General features: G+C 68.1%; 17 protein-coding genes and 2 pseudogenes. 12 read left to right on the top strand and 7 right to left on the bottom strand.

What is annotated here, in order from left to right; genetic code table 11:
* Nucleotides 1-63 precede the first annotated feature (63 nt).
* Entirely contained in the window at nt 64-621 is a 558-nt protein-coding gene (gene rsmD / locus ACW9J6_RS21200; protein ID WP_457118495.1) for a 16S rRNA (guanine(966)-N(2))-methyltransferase RsmD, read from the bottom strand.
* Between the two features lie 3 nt (nt 622-624).
* Nucleotides 625-2403 (bottom strand): pseudouridine synthase, encoded by a 1779-nt coding sequence (locus ACW9J6_RS21195; RefSeq protein ID WP_457118494.1) that lies wholly within the window; start codon nt 2401-2403, stop codon nt 625-627.
* Between the two features lie 44 nt (nt 2404-2447).
* Between ACW9J6_RS21195 and ACW9J6_RS21190 the strand changes: the two genes are divergently transcribed.
* The 5 genes from ACW9J6_RS21190 to ACW9J6_RS21170 all read left to right on the top strand — a co-directional run bounded on the left by ACW9J6_RS21190 (nt 2448) and on the right by ACW9J6_RS21170 (nt 6609).
* The gene (locus tag ACW9J6_RS21190; protein ID WP_457118493.1) at nt 2448-2924 is read left to right on the top strand and encodes a nucleoside deaminase; all 477 of its coding nucleotides are present in this window, start codon (nt 2448-2450) and stop codon (nt 2922-2924) included.
* A 105-nt stretch (nt 2925-3029) separates the two neighbouring features.
* The gene (locus ACW9J6_RS21185) at nt 3030-4355 is read left to right on the top strand and encodes an Nramp family divalent metal transporter (protein ID WP_457118492.1); all 1326 of its coding nucleotides are present in this window, start codon (nt 3030-3032) and stop codon (nt 4353-4355) included.
* Nucleotides 4356-4533: 178 nt separating this feature from the next.
* A complete protein-coding gene (locus ACW9J6_RS21180) occupies nt 4534-5373 on the top strand; it encodes a transglutaminase-like domain-containing protein (protein ID WP_457118491.1) in 840 nt (279 codons plus the stop codon).
* Between the two features lie 248 nt (nt 5374-5621).
* On the top strand, nt 5622-5843 hold the full coding sequence (locus ACW9J6_RS21175) for a hypothetical protein (RefSeq protein WP_457118490.1): 222 nt from the start codon (nt 5622-5624) through the stop codon (nt 5841-5843).
* A gap of 313 nt (nt 5844-6156) precedes the next feature.
* The gene (locus tag ACW9J6_RS21170; RefSeq protein WP_457118489.1) at nt 6157-6609 is read left to right on the top strand and encodes a BLUF domain-containing protein; all 453 of its coding nucleotides are present in this window, start codon (nt 6157-6159) and stop codon (nt 6607-6609) included.
* A 55-nt stretch (nt 6610-6664) separates the two neighbouring features.
* On the opposite strand, the gene ACW9J6_RS21165 is transcribed toward ACW9J6_RS21170, so the two are convergent.
* Nucleotides 6665-7396: an SDR family oxidoreductase gene (locus ACW9J6_RS21165; RefSeq protein ID WP_457118488.1), complete on the bottom strand. Its 732-nt coding sequence runs from the start codon at nt 7394-7396 to the stop codon at nt 6665-6667.
* Nucleotides 7397-7438: 42 nt separating this feature from the next.
* Entirely contained in the window at nt 7439-8455 is a 1017-nt protein-coding gene (gene kdgT, locus ACW9J6_RS21160; RefSeq protein ID WP_457118487.1) for a 2-keto-3-deoxygluconate transporter, read from the bottom strand.
* Nucleotides 8456-9080: 625 nt separating this feature from the next.
* On the opposite strand from kdgT, the pseudogene ACW9J6_RS21155 reads away from it, so the two are divergent.
* Nucleotides 9081-9898: pseudogene (locus ACW9J6_RS21155) on the top strand (IS5 family transposase).
* Nucleotides 9899-9913: 15 nt separating this feature from the next.
* Here ACW9J6_RS21155 and ACW9J6_RS21150 read toward each other — a convergent pair.
* Nucleotides 9914-10927: a SphA family protein gene (locus ACW9J6_RS21150; RefSeq protein WP_457118486.1), complete on the bottom strand. Its 1014-nt coding sequence runs from the start codon at nt 10925-10927 to the stop codon at nt 9914-9916.
* Nucleotides 10928-11436: 509 nt separating this feature from the next.
* Between ACW9J6_RS21150 and ACW9J6_RS21145 the strand changes: the two genes are divergently transcribed.
* The 6 genes and pseudogenes from ACW9J6_RS21145 to ACW9J6_RS21120 all read left to right on the top strand — a co-directional run.
* A complete protein-coding gene (locus ACW9J6_RS21145) occupies nt 11437-11724 on the top strand; it encodes a hypothetical protein (protein WP_457118485.1) in 288 nt (95 codons plus the stop codon).
* Nucleotides 11725-11968: 244 nt separating this feature from the next.
* Nucleotides 11969-12970 (top strand): AraC family transcriptional regulator, encoded by a 1002-nt coding sequence (locus tag ACW9J6_RS21140; RefSeq protein ID WP_457118484.1) that lies wholly within the window; start codon nt 11969-11971, stop codon nt 12968-12970.
* Nucleotides 12971-13158: 188 nt separating this feature from the next.
* Entirely contained in the window at nt 13159-13350 is a 192-nt protein-coding gene (locus ACW9J6_RS21135; protein WP_457118483.1) for a hypothetical protein, read from the top strand.
* A 332-nt stretch (nt 13351-13682) separates the two neighbouring features.
* A complete protein-coding gene (locus ACW9J6_RS21130; protein WP_457118482.1) occupies nt 13683-14654 on the top strand; it encodes a formylglycine-generating enzyme family protein in 972 nt (323 codons plus the stop codon).
* A 3-nt stretch (nt 14655-14657) separates the two neighbouring features.
* Entirely contained in the window at nt 14658-16355 is a 1698-nt protein-coding gene (locus tag ACW9J6_RS21125) for an arylsulfatase (RefSeq protein WP_457118481.1), read from the top strand.
* A 434-nt stretch (nt 16356-16789) separates the two neighbouring features.
* Nucleotides 16790-16954 (top strand): annotated as a pseudogene (locus ACW9J6_RS21120) (IS630 family transposase); the annotation flags it as partial.
* Between the two features lie 232 nt (nt 16955-17186).
* Here the strand turns inward: ACW9J6_RS21120 and ACW9J6_RS21115 are convergent.
* Nucleotides 17187-17567, bottom strand: a complete 381-nt coding sequence (locus ACW9J6_RS21115) for a hypothetical protein (protein WP_457118480.1) — start codon at nt 17565-17567, stop codon at nt 17187-17189.
* Between the two features lie 764 nt (nt 17568-18331).
* The gene (locus tag ACW9J6_RS21110; protein ID WP_457118479.1) at nt 18332-19252 is read right to left on the bottom strand and encodes a tlde1 domain-containing protein; all 921 of its coding nucleotides are present in this window, start codon (nt 19250-19252) and stop codon (nt 18332-18334) included.
* Nucleotides 19253-19393: the final 141 nt, after the last annotated feature.

The raw sequence follows: 19393 nt of genomic DNA, 5'->3' as shown, positions 1-19393 counted from the left end.
TATCCGCCAAGTCCTCGGCCGGCTCGGCGATGCCGCGCATCGCGCTGCCCGGGTCGGCGTCGCTCAGACGTCGAGGCGCGCGAAGGCCACCTGGGTGTCGCCGTAGGGGCGGCGCTCCAGCTCCGTGAAGCCCGGCGGCAGGACGAGGTCGGCCGAGGCCGCCTCCTCGACGAGCACGAGCGCGCCCGGGGCGAGCCAGCCGCCGTCGCGGCAGGACGCGAGGGCCCGCGGGGCGAGGCCGCGCCCGTAGGGCGGGTCGCAGAAGGCGAGGCCGAAGGGTGCGCCGGGCGGGGCCGCGCCGAGCCGGGTGGCGTCCCGGCGGAACAGCCGCGTGACGCCGCCGAGGCCCAGCGCCTCCACGTTCTGGCGGATCACGCCCCGCGCCTCGGCGCCCTCGTCGACCATCAGCGCGAAGGCGGCGCCCCGCGACAGCGCCTCGCAGGCGAGCGCCCCGGTGCCGGCGAAGAGGTCGAGCACCCGCGCGCCCGCCACGGGGTCGTCGTAGGCGTGGGCGAGGACGTTGAACAGCGCCTCGCGCAGCCGGTCCGAGGTGGGCCGGATCGCGTCGCTGCGCGGGCCGGCGAGCGCGCGGCCCCGCAGGCTCCCGCCGACGATCCGCACGGCTCAGCGCCCGCGGGGCGGGCGCCCTCCGCCTGGGCGGCCGCCGCCCGGCGGTCCCGAGCGCTTGGGGCCGCCCGCGCGCGGCGCGGCGCCCCGGCCCGGGCCTCCGCCCGGCCGGCCGGACTTCGCACCCGCGAAGCCGCCGCCGGAGCGGGAGCCGCCGGGCTTGCCGGCGGACCGGCCGCCCTCCGGTGCGTCGCCGCCGAACCGCGCGCCCGCGGACCGGCCACCGCCCTTGGCGAATCCGGCCTTCGCGCCGCCGCCCCGGGGAGGGCCGTCCTTCGCGAAGCGGGACGGGCCGCGTCCCCCGGCGCCGCTCCGGTCGGGGGCGCCCTCCGGCCGCGGCCGCCGGGCCGGGCGCTCGTCGCCGGTCCGCGGGGCCCGCGCGGGGCGCGCCCGCTCCGGTGCGGCCTCGGGCCGGGCGCCGCCCTCCTCGGCCCGCGGCCGGCGGGCCGGCCGCTCGCGGGGCGGCTCCGGGGCGGGCTCGGCCTTCAGCCGCTCCACCAGCACCCGGCGCTCGCCCGCCGCGATCGCCCCGACCCGCTCGCGCGGCCGCTCCGCGGCGGCGGCGCGGGCCTCCTTGGGGTCGCTGATCCGGCGCCGCACCCGCGGCGGACGCGCCTCGGCGGCCGCTTCGAGCTCCGGGTCGCGCCAGACCGCCCGGCGGGGGCTCGGCCCCGTCGTCGCGCCGCGCTCCGGCCGCAGGGCGGCGGGCGGGCGCCCGAATTGCGGCCGGGCGGGATCGCGGGGCCCGCGCGCCGGGCGCTCACCGAAGCGCTCGCCGCGGTCGCCGAAGCGCTCGCCGCGGCCGGCCGGGCGCGCGCCGCGGGCGGGACGCTCCTCGCCGCGCCCCTCGCCGCGCGCCTCACCCCGCCCCTGGGCCGGCCCCGGCCGGCCGGCGGGCTTCGGGGAGCCGAAGGGGGCGATGGGCTCGCGCACCGGGCTCGTGAAATCCACGCCGGCCTGCTCGGAGAGGGTCTTGCCGAGCTGCTCCTTGAGCACCTTGGTGCGCACCTCCTCGGCGAGGCCGACCTCTAGCTCGCCGAGCTGGAACGGGCCGAAGGAGAGCCGGATCAGCCGGTTCACCGACAGGCCGAGATGCTCCAGGATGCGCTTGACCTCGCGGTTCTTGCCCTCGCGCAGCCCGAGCGTCAGCCAGACGTTGTCGCCCTGCTGCCGGTCGATGGTGGCCTCGATGGGGCCGTACTCCATCCCGTCGATGGTGACGCCGCCGCGCAGGCGGTCGAGCATCGCCTGGTCGACGTCGCCGTAGGCCCGCACCCGGTAGCGCCGCAGCCAGCCGGTCTCCGGATGGGCGATCACCTTGGCGAGGCCGCCGTCGTTGGTGAGGAGCAGGAGCCCCTCGGTGTTGATGTCGAGCCGCCCGATCGCCACCACCCGGGGCAGGTCCTCGGGCAGGACGTCGAACACGGTCTGGCGCCCCTCCGGGTCGCGGGCCGTGGTGACGACGCCGCGCGGCTTGTGGAACAGCCACAGCCGGGTGCGCTCGCGGGTCGGGAGGGGCTCGCCGTCGACGGTGATGCGGTCGCCCGGCCCGACCGTGACGGCCGGCGTGGCCAGGACCTCGCCGTTGAGGGTCACGCGGCCCTCGGCGATCATCGCCTCGGCGTCGCGGCGCGAGGCCACGCCCGCCCGCGCGATCACCTTGGCGATGCGCTCGGGCTCGGCGGCGGTCGGGGTCGGCTCGGGGGCCGGGGACGCGTCGTCGCCCCCGCGGCGGCGCCTCGGTCCGCGGGGCTCTTGGTCGTTGCTGTCGCTCATGCGCGCCTGATACCAGAGCGGGTTGCATTCCGCGAGCGGGGCCGATGGGGGAATTCGCGCAGATGCCGGGGGAGGGCCGCCCGGACCCGCTCGGCCTCGCCTTCGCGGCCGCCCGCGAGGCCGCCGCCCTCGGCGAGGTGCCGGTGGGCGCGGCGATCGTCCGCGACGGGACCGTGCTCGCGGTGGCCGGCAACCGGCCGCGGACCCTGCGGGACCCGACGGCGCATGCGGAGATCCTGGCGATCCGGGCCGCCTGCCGGGCGATCGGCGACGAGCGGCTGACCGGCTGCGACCTCTACGTGACGCTCGAACCCTGCGGGATGTGCGCGGGCGCGATCAGCTTCGCGCGGATCCGCCGCCTCTACTTCGCGGCCCCCGACCCCAAGGGCGGCGCCGTGGAGCACGGGCCGCGCTTCTTCGGACTGCCGACCTGCCACCACGCGCCGGAGGTCTATGGCGGCTTTCGCGAGCAGGAGGCGGCGGCGCTGCTGCGGGACTTCTTCCGGGAACGGCGGGAGTAGGGGGCTGCGCGCAGCGGGGCTCTCCCCCCGCCGCAACCAAATCCAGCCTTGTCGATTGATTATAGCCGTTGCTATATCGGTGGCGGTGAGCGGAGCGCGGGACGGATGCGGGCGTGGCGGTTCGAGCGGCCGGAAGCGGAGGCGAGCCTCGGGGCGATGAACGGGAGCGTCGGCGTGCGCGCCTCCGGCTCCTGGCTGCGGCGCCTCACGGCCTTCCTGGGGCCGGGCTACATGGTGGCGGTGGGCTACATGGACCCGGGCAACTGGGCCACCGACATCGCGGGCGGCGCCAAGTTCGGATACACGCTCCTCTCCGTCATCCTGCTGTCGAACCTGCTGGCGATCCTGCTCCAGGCGCTGGCGGCACGGCTCGGCGTCGCCACGGGCCGCGACCTCGCCCAGGCCTGCCGCGACCATTATCCCCGCCCGGTCGGGATCGCGCTCTGGCTCGCCTGCGAGGCGGCGATCGTCGCCTGCGACCTCGCCGAGGTGATCGGCACCGCCATCGCCCTCAAGCTGCTCTTCGGCCTGCCGCTCCTCTGGGGGGCGGTGCTCACCGGCCTCGACGCGCTGCTGATCCTGCTCCTGATGCGGCGGGGCTTCCGGGCGCTCGAAGCCTTCGTGATCGCGCTCTTGAGCCTGATCTTCGCCTGTTTCGCGGTCGAGATCGCGCTCGCCGCCCCGCCGGTCCGGGCGGTGCTCGGGGGCTTCGTGCCGCGCCCGGCCATCGTCACCGACCCGGCCGCCCTCTACCTCGCCATCGGCATCCTCGGGGCGACCGTGATGCCGCACAACCTCTACCTCCACTCGGCCATCGTGCAGACCCGGGCCTATCCGCGCACCGAGAGCGGGCGGCGGGCGGCCCTGCGCTTCGCGGTGACCGACGCGACCCTCGCGCTGATGCTCGCCCTGTTCGTCAACGCGGCGATCCTGATCATGGCGGCGAGCGTCTTCCACGCCGCCGGCCGCACCGACGTGGAGGAGATCGAGCAGGCCCACGAGCTGCTCGCGCCGCTGCTGGGGGCGGGCCTCGCCTCGACCCTGTTCGCGGTGGCGCTCCTCGCCTCGGGCCTCAACTCCACGGTCACCGCGACGCTGGCCGGGCAGATCGTCATGGAGGGGTTCCTGCGCCTGCGCCTCGCGCCCTGGCTGCGCCGCCTCCTCACCCGGGCGCTCGCCATCGTGCCGGTGATCGCGGTCACCGCCCTGTCCGGCGAGCAGGGCACCGCCCGGCTCCTGGTGCTGAGCCAGGTCGTGCTCTCGATGCAGCTCCCCTTCGCGGTGGTCCCGCTGGTGCGCTTCGTCTCCGATCCGGCCAAGATGGGGCCCCTCGTCATCCCGGTCTGGCTCAAGGTCGCGTCCTGGGCCGCCGCCGCGCTGATCGTCGGGCTCAACCTCAAGCTCCTCGCCGACCTCGTGACGGGCAGCTGACGAAGCATTCCGGCAGACGTCGCCGGGCCGAACGCGCGCCGCACCTGGCCTACCGGGTCGTGCTTCGGGCATTTGCGAGTTATTTGGGCAGACGAGGCGCGAATTCGACCACGCCTGCCGGAACAAACGCGGGCATGACGACTTCTGTGTCGACACGCTTCCCGATCGCGGCAAATTCATGAAAATCAGAACGGGCTACTCGATCGCTTTCGACACCGTCGCGCCGACGCCGATGGTGCTGATGCTGAGCGTTCATCCCTCGCGGGTGGACGATCTCCTGACGCCGGAGACCATCCTGTTCGACCCGCCGGTGCCGGCCCGCGCGTACCGGGACGGGTTCGACAATGTCTGCACCCGCATCGTCGCGCCCGCCGGGCGGATCCGCATGGCGGCGGACTTCACCGTGCGGGATTCCGGCGAGCCCGATCTCCAGGCCCCCCACGCCCGGCAGGTGCCGGTGGCCGAGCTGCCGGACGCGACCCTGCCCTTCCTGATGGGCAGCCGCTACTGCGACACGGACAAGCTCGCGGCCACCGCCTGGCAGCTCTTCGGGCAGGTTCCGGAGGGATGGGGCCGGGTGCAGGCGATCGTCGACTTCGTCCACCGGCACATCCGCTTCGACTACATGCAGGCGGACGCCACCCGCAGCGCCTCGGAGGCCTACGCGCAGCGGCACGGCGTCTGCCGGGACTTCGCCCATCTCGCGGTGACCTTCTGCCGCTGCATGAACATCCCGGCACGCTACTGCACGGGCTATCTCGGCGACATCGGCGTGCCGCCGGTGCCGGACCCGATGGATTTCTCGGCGTGGTTCGAGGCCTTTCTGGACGGGCGGTGGTACACGTTCGACGCCCGCCACAACCGGCCGCGGATCGGCCGAATCCTGATGGCGAGGGGCCGCGACGCCACCGACGTCGCGCTCACCACGAGCTTCGGGCAGGCCCGGCTCGCGGAATTCACGGTCCACACCGACGAGGTGCCGGAGGGGCGGGACCGCTCGGCGATCCGGGCGGCCTGAGGCCCCTGGGTCGGGTCGCGGGGCCGCATCCCCGGCCGAGGACGGCACAATCGCGCCTCGCATTCGCCGCATGTGTCAGGTCGTCGCGACGATGATCGGCCTGGGCGGCGCTCGAAAAATGACAAAATACATAATTCTGAAGACTTAGTTCGGCGGTTTTTGTACGTTTTATCGTGATGATATCGGCCGCGTGAGTTAGAGCGACCTCGTGAGCGGGCGAATGAATCGCCTTGGTCGAGATCGGGATCGTGAAAGACGCGGCGTATTTTCGCACGAAGGCCGAGCAATGTCGGCGCCTCGCCCGGCACCTGAGCACCCAGAGCGATCCGGCGGTGACGGCGCTGCGGGCGATGGCGGCCGAGTTCGACGCGGAGGCCCTGGCCATCGAGGCGCGTGCCGCGCCCGGCCGCATCGCCGGGCGCGGCGGCGACGGTCCCGCCGAGCGCGCTTGGGCCTCGGACGATCCCTGAGGGCGGCACGACCGAGGCGCGCGCCGGCCGGGACCGCGCCCGGTCGGGCGATCGCGGCGTCGACGCGTGCGGCGGACACCCTGGCCCTCCGCGCGGCGCCCGGCCGAGAGTGTCATTAGTATATCATAATTATTTAAGTATATGGCATTGATAAAGGTCGCGTCGAACCTGCGCGTCTTGGGTTTATTCAGTAAAAATTAATGTCCCGCGATCAGATCGGGTGTCGGGGAGCGCGGATCTGGGCGTCACCATCGATCGGCCCATCTGCAGCCTCCATCCTGATCCAGAATCCGCCCTTGGGGGAGATCGCGCGATGATCCACCAGCTCGTCTATTACAGCCGCAACACGGTGCCGGGCGGTGATCGCGCCATGCTCACCAACATGCGCGAGATCCTGTCGGTCTCTCAGCGCAACAACAGCCGCGACGGCATCACCGGGTTCCTGATCTTCGACAAGACCTGGTTCGTGCAGATCCTGGAGGGCGAGCGCGCGATGGTCACGGGGACCTACAACCGCATCGCGCGGGACGCGCGCCACGCGGCCGCGACGATCATCACCGTGCGGGACGTTCCGGGCCGGCTGTTCCCGAACTGGACGATGGGCGGCGCCATGCGCACGCCCGAGGTGCAGGAGGTGTACCTGCGGCACGGGTTCGGCGGGCCGCTGGACCCGACGCGGCTGAAGTCCGACCAGGTGGTCGGCCTCGCGCTCGACCTCCAGGCTTTCGAGGTGGACCGGCGCGAGGGACTGAAGCGCGCCGGCTGATCGCCGGGGACCCACCCTCGCCCTGCCCGCCGGGCGGGGCGAGGGTGGGCGCGCCTCACATCGCCCAGCCGCCGTCGATGATGTGGGCCTGGCCCGTCGTGTAGGTGGCGGTGGCGAGGTGCAGCGCCAGCTCGGCGATCTCCTCCGGGCGGCCGATGCGGCCGATGGGCTGGCGCGCCACGAAGGCGGCCCGCGCCGCGTCGTAATCCCCGCCCGCCGAGAGGCGGTCCTGGAGCGAGGGCGATTCCACCGTGCCGGGGCAGATCGCGTTGCAGCGGATGCCGCGTGTCACGTAATCCGCCGCGATCGACTTGGTCAGGCCGATCACCGCCGCCTTGGTGGTCTGGTAGGCGCAGCGATTGGGCACGCCCTTCACGCTCGACGCCACCGAGGCCATGTTGATGATGCAGCCGCCGCCGCGCTCCAGCATGCCCGGCAGCACGGCCCGGACGGTGCGCACCATCGCCTTCACGTTGAGGTTGAAGGCGAAGTCCAACTCCGCGTCGGTCATGTCGAGGATCGTCCCGCTGTGGACGATGCCCGCGCAGTTGAACAGTACGTCGAGGCGCCCGATCTCGCCCAGCACCTGCGCCACGGCCGCGCCGTCGAGGACGTCGAGGGTGCGGGTCGTGAGGCCCGGGCCGCTGAGGTCCGCGAGCTTGGCCGCGTTGATGTCGGTGGCGACGACCTGCGCGCCCTCGCGGGCGAACAACTCCGCCGTCGCCCGACCGATGCCCTGCGCCGCCGCGGTCACGACCGCGACCTGACCCGCCAGTTTTCCAGACATGCGTGGGGTTCCCGTTGGATGATCCGTGGACGAGGGCGGCCGTCAGTCGACCGGCGCGAGTTGCAGGGGCGCCGCCGGCGCCTCCGCGGGCCCGGCCGGCTCCGCCGCGCCCCGGCCGAACTGCTTGTACCAGAGGCCGGTCAGCAGCGGCACGACGATCGACGTGACGATGATGCAGACCGCCACCAGCACGGTGGCCTGCTGCGCCGCCGGCGCGAATTGTGGGGCCACCGCGGCGATCGCCACCGGATTGGCGGCGGCCGCGCCCGCCGTCGAGGAAGCGGCGAGGCCCGCCGTGCCGGTGCCCCGCCCGATCACCTTGTCGGCGATGATGAGCGGGATGCCGGTCAGCCCGATCACGGCCAGCGCCAGCACCACGCCGAGGCCGGCGAGCGGCGAGAGCAGGGTGGAGAGGTCGATGGTGTTGCCGAGCGCGAAGGCGAAGAACGGGATCATCAGGTGCCCGCCCGGGCTGAAGAACGCCCGCAGCTTCGGGTCGAGGTTGCCGAGCGCGAAGCCGATGAGGAAGGGCAGCACGGCGCCCACGAAGATCTGCGGCTCGAAATGCGCCGCCCCGGAGGCGCCCAGGATGATCATGCTCATCAGCGGGCCGGACTCGATCGAGGTCAGCACGAAGGCGCCGGCCTCCTCGCGGGTGCCGTAGGTCTGCATCAGGGAGGCGTAGAGGCCGCCATTGGTCATATCCATCGCGCAGACGATGGCGAGGATCGACAGGCCGGCGAAGAAGCCGGTCTGGATGCCCTCCGGCGGCAGGAACCGGGCGGCGACGAGGACGATGATCCAGGCGGAGAAGAGCTTGGTGAGGACGAGGGTGCCGGACTTGCGCAGCACCGTCCCGGTGGCGCTGAGCTTGATCGAGGCGCCCATGCAGAAGAACCACACTGCCAGAATCGGGATCACCCCGGTCATGATCCCCTGCGTGAAGCCTTTGAAATAAGCCGGAGCGCCGGGCGCGAAGGTCTTGCACAGGGCGCCGAGCAGCAGCGGCGCCAGCATCAGCCCGCCCGGGATCCGGTCGATCGTTTTCTTGATGTCCACGTGCGTCTCCTCCCTGGAGCGATCATTGGAAAGCCGTTCTGCGCCCGCCTTGGTGTTGGTCTTGTTGATGGCGGTCGACCGGTCGATGGTTTGCTGTCGGGCTCCGGGCCTTCTCGCGGTCCGCGGCGGAGCGGACGATTCCTTTGCGTGCGATGTCCTTGCGGCGGTCGGATCGCCGAAGGAGATCGGTCGCGCGACGCCCCTTTGACGGAGGGGTGGAGAGGCTGTCAAGGCTGGGGGCTGGATGCCCGTTCGGTGTCGGGGCTGGGTGGGCGCGCGCGCCGCCGGGCCGGCTTGGCACTGGCGGCTTTCGACCGTCAACGGCCCCATCCGGCTGATGTCAGGAATGTCCGGTTGCAAGGGTTTTTCGGACATTTGATTCGGGGACATGGATTCCTGACATGCACCGCCCTGTGCCTCTTGCGGCATGGGAGTCAGCCGAAATCGCTCATCGGCCTGTCAGGATTTCGCTTGTTTTACTTACCGGATGGTCCGCGAACGGAGCGTAGGCGGGGTGTCGCGCCTGGGCCTCGATGAAGTCTGGTAGGCCACTGAGAGGCTGTCTGGAAATCCGCTGAGCGGGATTCCGCGTGGGCTGTTGCTGTGATTCAAGCTCTGGATGTAGATCGAGCAGAGCCGTGGCCGCCTAGCCAAGATCGCCAAGAAGACGAAGCGTCATCCCTCCGACCTGACGGACGAGGAGTGGGAACAGATCGCGCCCTTGATGCCCGAGCCGGGGCGTCGTGGCCGGCCGCGCGAGATCGAGTTCCGGGAGGTGATCAACGCGGTGCGCTACCTCGTGCGCTCGGGCTGCGGGTGGCGCAGGCTGCCGGTGCACTTCGGGCCTTGGCGGACGATCGACGGCTGGTTCCGGGAACTGGCGCGGCGGTTCCTGTTCCAGACCATCCACGACCTGGCACTGATGGTTGACCGTGAGCGGGCAGGCCGTGAGGCGAGCCCCTCGGCGGCGGAGATCGACAGCCAGACGGTGAAGGCCCCTACGCCGCGGCAAGAGGGTACGACGCCGGCAAGAAGATCACCGGCCGCAAGCGCCACATCGCGGTGGATGCCGATGGGCGCCTGATGACGGTCAACCTGACGACGGCCGACATCTCCGACAGCGCCGGAGCCCAGGTGATCCTGGACGGCATCCGCAAGCGCTGGCCCTGGGTGAAGCATCTCTTTGCCGACGGCGCTTACGACAGGCTCGAACTGATGGACAAGGCCGCCTACCTGGACTTTGCCATCGAGGTGATCCGTCGATCCGACAGCCAGACAGGTTTCGAGGTTCTCCCCCGCCGCTGGGTGGTGGAGCGCACCTTCGGCTGGATGACCCGCTGGCGACGCCTCGTGCGCGATTACGAGCGGCGCATCGACGTCTCTCACGCCATGATCCTTGTTGCTATGGGCGGCAACCTGCTCCGCCGCACCGCTCACCCATAATTTCCAAACGGGCTCTTAGAATTTCGCGATGACCGGCTTGGTCTCGGCGGCCGGCTTCGGCGGAGCCACCCAGAGCGGCGCCGAGATCGTCAGGTAGGCTGCCGTGCCGGTGAACCGGTTCACGACGTCGAATTCCCGAAAAAATCTCGCGTTGGTCGACACCGGGATCTCGCCCAGCTTGAACGTGTAGCCAACCTGGCCGCCGAGCGCCGTGACCCGGCCCTTGAACGGGCCGATCCGGTCGCCCGGGCCGCTGTCCCCCGTCAACTGATCGTAGAAGTAGCCAACGAGGCCCACCGACAGCTCCTTGCTCAGGTACTTCGATGCCGACCATTCCAGGTGGAACTCGGTTCCGGTGAGGTACTGGGTCGCCGGGTTGATCCAGTTGAAGGTGATGCCCGGCACCACCGAGAGTTCGTAGCCGAGCACCGGATCGAGGTACGTGAGGGCACCGCTGAGGTCGAGTGCCGGACGGTTGAGCGAGAAGTTGGAGAGCTGGCCGGTCTCGTAGGAGCCGGACGGCACGACGCCGAGGAGCGTGGCGCTCCAGTGAAAGTTGCCGGAGTGCCATCCTACGAACGAGGCGAGATAGATGTCGCCCACGTTGAAGTTGGCGTCGCGCTCCCGCCCGGCGATGATGCGGTCGATGCGTGGAGAAGCCAGGACCGCCCCGGCGCTGACGTTGGGCGTGCCGAACGGAATGGTGACGGAGAAGCCGAGGTTTCCACCGAAGATCTCGGCCGGAGTGACCCAGATCGGGCTCACGAAATTCGCGCTCAGGTCGAGCTTGACGTTCGCCGCGACCACGCCGCCGCTCTGGAAGGTGCGGCTGCCCCCGAGATCGCCCGAGTAGGAGTAGGTCTCGTTCTCGAAGTAGAAGCCCGGCGGTGGCGTCACGCCCGCGAGTGGACCTCGGTTGCCGAGCACGTACACGCCGAGTGCGCTCTCCGCTGCCTGGGATTTCGCCGGAACCAGGAGGCACGCCGCGGACAGGAGCGAGATCTGGGTGAGCTGCCTGACGCCCCTCATTGGACCCTCCCCGTGCTTGGCTCACCCCAGACAAGGGCGGAACCGATGCCGAGGCTTGCACAGGTTAATACCTACGCCCAACAACATTCGTGCGGCCTTCCGATATCGCGAGTCATGGAACTACCGAATGAAGTAGATGCGTCGAAAAAGTCGCATAAATGCGACTGTCAAGCAGTTTGGCGGTCGCCGATCCGCGTGCCCGAATGCTTGTCCGCGGGACGGAGTGTGGCGCAGTGACTGGCGAGCCTGTAGAGCTTGCTACCCGTCGGCTCCTGCGAACCTGCCTGATGCACGGGGCGGCCATCGGGACTTCAGCCGGGGCGATGAATCCTGATCCGCGTGTCTCATTGGGTCAAGCAGGTGCCGGCTGAAGCAGTACTGTCGCCGCCGTATTCGTGTCAGGCTGCCGTGCGCAGTCGGTGACCCGGCCGCTGGATCCGGCCTCGAAGTTCCTGTGCGTCGCTCAGCGTCCTCTGCCGACCGTCCCTGACTGCGTCAGGAGATATTCGATGATCCGCTCCCTGGGCTTGGTGCTCGTTCTCCTGACGACCTCGGCCGCTCTGTCCGGCGAGCTCCCCCGCTACGACATCGAGGCAACGTGCCGCGCGGCCCCGGTCCTCGCGGGAGGAGCCGGCAATGTCGACCGCAACTGCCTCAGGGACGAAGCGCAGGCCCGGATGCAGGTCGAGCAGCAATGGACCGGCTTCGACGCTGGACGGCGGGAGTCGTGCGCCCAGGCGACAAGTATCGGGGGATCGCCGAGCTACGTCGCCCTGCTCACCTGCCTGCAGATGTAGGCCCACGATGACGCCCAGGGCCGTCGCGAGCACCTCCCCGAACGCGCGCACAGCCACGCGTCCGGTTGGCGGAACGGTTGTCCCAGCACCACGGGCCAACGACACGGATGGACCAGGCGACCCGACGCTTCGGAGTGGAGCCATGCCCCCACACGCCCGCGCGGTGGTTCTCACGGCGAGCTTTCCGACCAGAACTCCCCCCCCGCTCCTGGGGCCAGGCGCGTTCCCTGCCACCGCGCGCCCGATGGAACCGGGTTCCATCCCGTCGGGCGTCGCGCGCGAGATCGCTCCCCTGCTGCGGCACCTCGGCGCCGACTTCGAGCGCGTCATCCGGACCGCGGGTCTGGATCCCGCCATGTTGACCGACCCGAACGCGACCATCCCGTTGAGGGCGTTCTGCGAGATGATCGGCCGCTCCGGAGCCTGCACGGGCTGCGCGCATTTCGGGCTACTCCTCGGCCAACGGGTGCGGGTCGCCTCTCTCGGGCTGGTCGGGTCCCTCATGCTGCACTCCGAGACCGTCGGCGCCGCCCTGCGCGGTCTGATCCGGCACGTGGAGATGCACTGCGTGGGAGCGACGACCACGCTCGTCGCCCGCGGCGGCACTGCCGTCTGGAGTTGCGTGATCTACGAGCCCGGGACGGCGTGCGCCGACCAGGTCGCGGATGCGGCCGCGGCCGCGGGCTTGAACGTCCTGCGTGCCCTCTGCGGCGGGAACTGGGCCCCGGAGGAGGTGCTGCTTCCGCGAGCGGTGCCGGAGGACGAACCGGCCTACCGCCGCGTGTTCGCCGCCCCGGTCCGGTTCAACCGTGAGGCGGCGGCCCTCGTCTTCCCGGCGCGCCAGCTCGACCAGCCGATCCCGGGTGCGGACCCGGCCGTCCTGCGGAGCGTGCGGGAGCGGCTGGTCGAGCTGACGCGCAGCCAGGCACCGGACTTCACGTCGCGGCTGCGGCAGTTGCTCCGCACCGAACTGATGCGCGGGAGCTGCACCGCCGAGAGGGTTGCCGGACTGCTCTCCATGCATCGGCGAACGCTGGCCCGCCGCCTGCGGGCGCAGGGAACGGCATTCAGCGCCATGGCCGACGAGGGGCGGTTCGAGATCGCCCGGCAGCTGGTTGACCACACCGATATCCCGTTCGCGCAGATTGCGGCGGCGCTCGGCTTCTCGGAGGCGAGCGCGTTCACGCGGGCGTTCCGGCGCTGGTCCGGCCAGAGCCCGACCTCGTGGCGCGCCCGGCATCGGTGACGAACGGCGAAGCCCGGGCGAGCGGCACCCCTCTTGTCCACTCCTGCGACCCGCCACCTTGTTCCAAGAAGACAAGCCGGTGTCACGTGCAGTCAAGCGGCTCTTCGGAAAGCCGGTATCGTGGTCTCCGCCCCGATCCGGCTCGGCGTCGCTGCCGTGGGCGGGTCGACACCCACGGAGGACCCGTCATGAGGTACGTCCTGGTCGTGCTCGGTCTTCTCGCGGGTCTACTCACCTTCGTACCGACAGAGGCGAACGCCGTCGTCTGCGCCCGCGGCGCCTTCCGGGCCGGGTGCGTCGGCCCACGCGGCGCGGTGGGTGTCCGGCGCGGCATCTACGGCCCGCGCGCGGTGGCGGTCCGACGCTACCGCCGCTGGTGACCTCGAGCCTCCCGACGCGGCTCGCGCCGGGGCACGATGACATGACACGCGTTGCGACCGCCTGCGCGGCCCTGCCGGCGGGGTGACACTGGCATCCGACGCCGAGGCTCGGCCCCGTGGCGGCTATGGCGGCCAAGGCTGCGGCGCGTCTTGCCGGAGCTGAGCATAGCGACCGCCGCGGTCCGCGATGCCGGGAGGCGGAGACTAGAGCATTTTCCGACGAAGTGGTTGCCGGTTCGTCCTAGAAAATGCGGCAAAAACAAAGACCTAGAGCAGCGCCCCGTTGCGACGCGATCGGGCGCTGCTCTTGGGGTAACCGACGGGAGCGACGCATGTCGACCGGGCTCGCCGATGATGCCGTCCTCGCAACGAGGCCCCAGGACTGCCCGGGCATGCGCTGGATCCCGGGCGGCACGTTCCGCATGGGTTCGGATCGACACTACCCCGAAGAAGCGCCCGCCCACCGCGTGACTGTGGACGGCTTCTGGATCGACGCGGCCCCGGTCACGAACAGGCAGTTCAAACGGTTCGTCCGCGCCACGGGCTACCGCACTGTTGCGGAAATCCCGCCCAAGCCGGAGGACTACCCCGGCGCGCTGCCGCACCTGCTGTTTGCCGGTTCGCTCGCGTTCGTGCCTCCGCGCGGACCCGTCGACCTGCGCGATTGCAGCCAGTGGTGGACGTTCCAGAGAGGCGCGAACTGGCGCCACCCCTACGGCCCGGGCAGCTCGATCCGGGGTCTCGACGACCATCCCGTCGTCCACATCGCCTACGCCGACGCCGAGGCCTACGCCGCCTGGGCCGGCAGGGCACTGCCGACCGAGGCCGAGTGGGAGTTCGCCGCGCGCGGCGGGCTCGACGGCGCCGAGTTCGCGTGGGGTGACGAGTTCGCGCCCGGCGGGCAGCGGATGGCGAACACCTGGCAGGGTGACTTCCCGCACCGGAACATCTCCCAGTCTGTCCAGCGGACGTCGCCGGTCGGAGCCTTCCCGCCGAACGGCCACGGCCTCTTCGACATGATCGGGAACGTCTGGGAGTGGACGTCCGACTGGTACGCGCGCAAGCACCCGGCCGACGCGCCGAAGGCCTGCTGCATTCCCCGGAACCCGCGTGGCGGGCGGGAGGAGGACAGCTTCGACCCCCGCAACCCGCGGAGCAGGATCCCGTGCAAGGTGGTGAAGGGCGGCTCGCATCTGTGCGCGCCGAACTACTGCCGCCGCTACCGCCCCGCGGCCCGCCATGCGCAACCCATCGACACCTCCATGAGCCACGTCGGCTTCCGGTGCGTCGTGCGAGAGGACTGAGCCATGAGTGAGGACAACATGCGCGACACGATCCCGGCGGCCCCTGGAGCGGGCGGCACCCTCAGCCGCCGCAACATCCTCCTCGCGGGCACGTCGGCCCTCGCGACCGCTGCGCTGGTGTCGGGTACGGAGACCTCCCCCGCCCAGGCCCAGCAGCAGCCGACGCTGGCCGGGCAGAAGCCGAACATCCTCGTCATCATGGGCGACGACATCGGCATCTGGAACATCGGCGCCTACCACCGCGGGATGATGGCGGGCCGCACGCCCCACATCGACAGGCTGGCCGCCGAGGGCATGCTGTTCACCGACTACTACGCCGAGGCGAGCTGCACGGCGGGCCGCGCGGCCTTCATCACCGGCGAACTGCCGATCCGCACCGGCATGACCACGGTTGGTCAAGCCGGCGCTCCCGTCGGCCTGCCGGCGGAGGCCGTGACCATCGCCACCGTCCTGAAGGGCATGGGGTATGCGACCGGCCAGTTCGGCAAGAACCACCTGGGCGACAAGAACGAGTTCCTGCCGACGGTGCACGGCTTCGACGAGTTCTTCGGCTACCTTTATCACCTCGACGCGATGGAGGACCCGGCCCATCCCAGTTACCCGCAGGAGCTGCTGGACAAGGTCGGCCCGCGCAACATGGTCCATTCCTGGGCGACGAGCGTGGACGATCCCACCGACGACCCCCGTTGGGGCAGGGTCGGCAAGCAGCGGATCGAGGATGCCGGCACACTCTATCCCAAGCGCATGGAGACCGTGGACGACGAGATCCGTGATCTCGCGCTCAACTTCATCGACAAGGCCAAGGCGGACGGCAAGCCGTTCTTCGTCTGGCTCAACCCGACCCGCATGCACGTCACGACGCATCTGTCGCCGAAGTATCAGGCGCTGCGCAATTCCAAGAACGGCTGGACCATTCACGAGGCCGGCATGGCGCAGCTCGACGACGATGTCGGCTTAGTGATGAAGAAGCTGCAGGATCTGGGTTTGGACGACAATACCATCGTGGTCTTCACCACCGACAACGGCACCGAGGTGTTCACGTGGCCAGATGGGGGGCAGACACCCTTCGCGCAGTCCAAGGGCACGGTGATGGAGGGAGGCTTCCGCGTGCCGGCGATGATCCGCTGGCCCGGCAAGGTACCGGCCGGCAGAGTCGAGAACGGGGTGATCTCCGGCCTCGACTGGTTCGCGACCCTCGTCGCAGCCGCAGGCAACTCGGACATCGCCGAGGAGCTCAAGAGGGGCAAGAAGATCGGCGATCAGACGTACAAAGTGCATCTGGACGGCTACAACCAGATGGACATGATCACAGGCCAGGGGCCGTCGAAGCGCAACGAGATCTGGTATTTTGGCGAAAGTGAACTGGGAGCTGTCCGGATCGGCGACTACAAGTACCGCTTCATCGACCAACCGGCCGGGTGGCTGGGAGACAAGACCAAGCCCGACGTGCCCTACATCACGAACCTGCGGCTCGATCCCTTCGAGCGGGCGGGCTGGCCCAGCGAGGGTACGAAGGTCGGGACCCAGAACTACATGAACTGGTTCCTGTACGAGTTCTGGCGCTTCACCTTCGTCCAGCAGGAGGTGGAAAAGCTTGCCATGACGGCGATCGAGTTCCCGCCCATGCAGAAAGGGGCGAGCTTCAACCTCGAAGCAGTGAAGGCGAAGATTCAGGCGGCTCGGTCGGCGATGGGGAAATAGGATTTTATAAGATGACAGATGAAAAGCGGTAGCCGTTCAATCGTGCATCTTATAAGGGAGGGCTCTATCAAGCGCAAAATCAGTAGCACGGCGGCAAAAATTTGTTGAAAGAGAGAACTTTATGAAGAAGGTTCTTCTTTTTATGATTGTGGCGGCATCAGGAACGGTAGATGTGTTGAGTTCTCCATTTGCTGCGTCAGCTCTACCAGGAGCTTTGATTCGCTTGAACGATACCATCGCCGTGCCTACGGCGCATTGGTAAGCCCATCGTTACACGATGGGTCACGGCCACATGCGTCAACACCACGAGATGCGGCACGATACCGATCATCGGAATCGGCTCCGCAGGCAGCCCATGAACCGCCATCGCCACATGGAGGGGAGTGCGGAGAGGCCTGCCGCAAACCCGGGCGGCCCATGTTCCGGTCGGTGAGCCGCCTTATACGCAGAATGCCTTCGCCAAGCTCAAGGCGCTCCTGCGAAAGGTCGGCGAGCGAACGGTCGACGGGCTCTGAACCACCATCGGCTGCATCGTCGACCTTTTCACGCCAGCCGAGTGCGTCAACTACTTCGCCGCCGCAGGGTATGATGCAACCTGATGGGATTCCGCTCTAGGGTCAGAACCTATTCAGCTTGACCGTGCGAAGGGCCGCTTCGGGTGGTAAGCTGAAATTGCGCGGCCGCTCACTACGGTTTGATCACACCCACCTAAGCCCCTAAGGGAGAACGCCTCAATGCTTTGAAGAGATGTTAACGCCGGCGATCGTTATGTATGCGCACCTCTCAGGTCGTCGAGCCTGAGTACCGTTGTGTCTGCGACGATCATATGATCTAGATGCGTTGACTGCGCATATTATTGAGCACTTCTACTTCCGATCCACTCGAAGAATGTTTGCCTTGTAGAACTTTTTCGGATTGAACATGTGCGAGGAGTTCAATATATTTATTTGTCGTTGCTTCACTAATTTCTGAAACGGGGCTCCCAACAATTTTCTCGATTTCGTCAATGGCCCGTTTTGCTAGAAGCGCTGCCTCCGATCCTGCCTCTGACGATACAGCAAGATCCTTGTATCCGCGAAGATGATTCCGCAAAACCCTAACTACGAGGTAGACAGCATCAACAACTAGCTGCTTATTGCGTTCACCCGCTATCACATCAGGTATCCGGTGTGTTGTTGAATTAGATTCTACCTCGACATTAAATTTTTCCACGACTTCATCTCCCCTTATCTAGTTAGAAACTCGATGACATCGAAGTGATTTCTTGGCAGCTCCGGTATGATGTACTCAGCAGAAAGAGGATGAGCCTTGTCCTCAGGAGGAGGCTCACGAATGAGCGAAGCGACCTGCACAGCGGGTATGACGTACAAAAGCGGACGAAAGTCGCTCACCCGCGCAGCATTTATTACTGCAGCTATCTCACTCACTTGAGAATCTCCGATTACTCCAGCGCTGTGCTTAGCCTGAGCACCGCGGAGGATCCCAGTTCGATTTGCGCCGATCTTGCTGCTGTGTCGTTCACCACGGTAGACTTCCTCGAATAGTGACTGATACATTTCGAACGGACTCGATGTTGGCGGAACAGCGCTATCGCGCCCGTTCTGACGGGGATCAAATTCTGGAGTGCACCATACATAATGGACATCGCCATAATATTTCTGCGCAATCTTGTAAGATATCCACGTATTGGTGGAATATAGAATTACAGAGTTCGGCAAGTTTATTACCCCACCGGCACATTTCTCTGAAGCCCCGCAGAGCCTACGCGCTGTGCCCGTACCCCGCAAGGAGCTCCTCTCGGACGGGAGGTCCGCTTCGCAGCCTTGCCCAGATCTGGGTCCAGTCGACTTCACCAGTGTACACCATCTGCATCAACGCTGCATCATTCCGGTCGCTCGTGAGTTCCGCTTTGGGTCGAAAGCAGCCCCTCGCACGGTCAAGCCGATTGGGTTTTGGCCCTAGCACCTCGACCATGGTCAGCTTAACCGGGCGACGACGATCAACTTGTCGATCCCGCTCGCGACAATGCGCTCGCGGGCGGGACGGGCCAGGATAATGCATCCGTGCGACGCCCGTCCGGGTGCTGCGATGGAGTCGCCATGAATCAGAAATCCCGACCTCCCGCACATGTCATTTGTCGACGCCGGTGTCAGCGGAAGGCTGTAGGGCGAAGGCCCCATGATGGGCCCTCCAATCTGGTAGTCGCCACGGGGCAGAGGGCCGACATCCTGGCGACACTGCGCGTCCGGGTTATTCTTTCCGCCGCCGACCTCCGACCCGGAATATCCGAACGCCTCGAGATCGAGCGAGCCGTCGCGCCTTAGATACAGCCGGCCAGTCGCCTGTTCATAAACGTAGGCGCTCTGGGCAGCGGGCGCCGCTGTAGCCTCAGCCGCAAAGGTTAATCCCGTGAGTTCTGCTGATGCCCGCAATCGCTGCGCGCGAGCCACAGCGGCAGCCTCCGTTCCCGGTATCCACCCTTCATGCACCTGGATTGCCAAGGCAATGCCATTCAATTGCGCTAACGACAGTCTCGCGATGATCTCGTCGGGCGAAACACCTGTTCGCTCGACGACGGACTGGACATAGGCGTTGGAGTCGTTCTCGTTCGTCGGCGCGTAGCGGAAAATAGCCTGCTGCAGGGTGAGGGAGCGGTACGATCGGCTGCGCAGCAGCGTGGCGATCGCCTCAAGGCCTGTGGCCTCGTCAGGAAATATGGCAAAGCGGCTGTCGCCGCCGATGGCGCCGCAGGAGTCGGCAAAGCTGCCCTTCTGAATATTGCCGGGATTGCAGTTCCGCCAGGACCGCGATCCATTTTGTCGGACGGATTCCGTTCCATCATCCGCTTTGTAAATGACCGTCCCGACCTGTGGCGACCATGCAGACACGAAAGTCATACGATCCTCCGCAGTGCAGTGCTACCCAGCATGGTCGCGGTCGACGCTTCAGTCCGACCGATACGGGTGCTGAGCGAGTCTAAGGCCGGTGACGGTAGCCTTGTCTCGGCTATTCGGCTCGGTCCCTGATCGAATCAGCCG

The organism is Methylobacterium sp. JK268 (genome assembly GCF_054052225.1).
The sequence above is the reverse complement of the archived record's forward strand: the minus strand, read 5'-3'. Positions and strand labels throughout refer to the sequence as shown.

Coding starts and splice junctions, on each gene's coding strand:
- ACW9J6_RS21110 (WP_457118479.1), bottom strand. CDS start 19,252: ATGACTTTCGTGTCTGCATGGTCGCCACAGGTCGGGACGGTCATTTAC.
- ACW9J6_RS21135 (WP_457118483.1), top strand. CDS start 13,159: ATGAGGTACGTCCTGGTCGTGCTCGGTCTTCTCGCGGGTCTACTCACC.
- ACW9J6_RS21195 (WP_457118494.1), bottom strand. CDS start 2,403: ATGAGCGACAGCAACGACCAAGAGCCCCGCGGACCGAGGCGCCGCCGC.
- ACW9J6_RS21185 (WP_457118492.1), top strand. CDS start 3,030: ATGCGGGCGTGGCGGTTCGAGCGGCCGGAAGCGGAGGCGAGCCTCGGG.
- ACW9J6_RS21150 (WP_457118486.1), bottom strand. CDS start 10,927: ATGAGGGGCGTCAGGCAGCTCACCCAGATCTCGCTCCTGTCCGCGGCG.
- ACW9J6_RS21140 (WP_457118484.1), top strand. CDS start 11,969: ATGGAACCGGGTTCCATCCCGTCGGGCGTCGCGCGCGAGATCGCTCCC.
- ACW9J6_RS21190 (WP_457118493.1), top strand. CDS start 2,448: ATGGGGGAATTCGCGCAGATGCCGGGGGAGGGCCGCCCGGACCCGCTC.
- ACW9J6_RS21170 (WP_457118489.1), top strand. CDS start 6,157: ATGATCCACCAGCTCGTCTATTACAGCCGCAACACGGTGCCGGGCGGT.
- ACW9J6_RS21165 (WP_457118488.1), bottom strand. CDS start 7,396: ATGTCTGGAAAACTGGCGGGTCAGGTCGCGGTCGTGACCGCGGCGGCG.
- ACW9J6_RS21180 (WP_457118491.1), top strand. CDS start 4,534: ATGAAAATCAGAACGGGCTACTCGATCGCTTTCGACACCGTCGCGCCG.
- ACW9J6_RS21145 (WP_457118485.1), top strand. CDS start 11,437: ATGATCCGCTCCCTGGGCTTGGTGCTCGTTCTCCTGACGACCTCGGCC.
- ACW9J6_RS21125 (WP_457118481.1), top strand. CDS start 14,658: ATGAGTGAGGACAACATGCGCGACACGATCCCGGCGGCCCCTGGAGCG.
- ACW9J6_RS21130 (WP_457118482.1), top strand. CDS start 13,683: ATGTCGACCGGGCTCGCCGATGATGCCGTCCTCGCAACGAGGCCCCAG.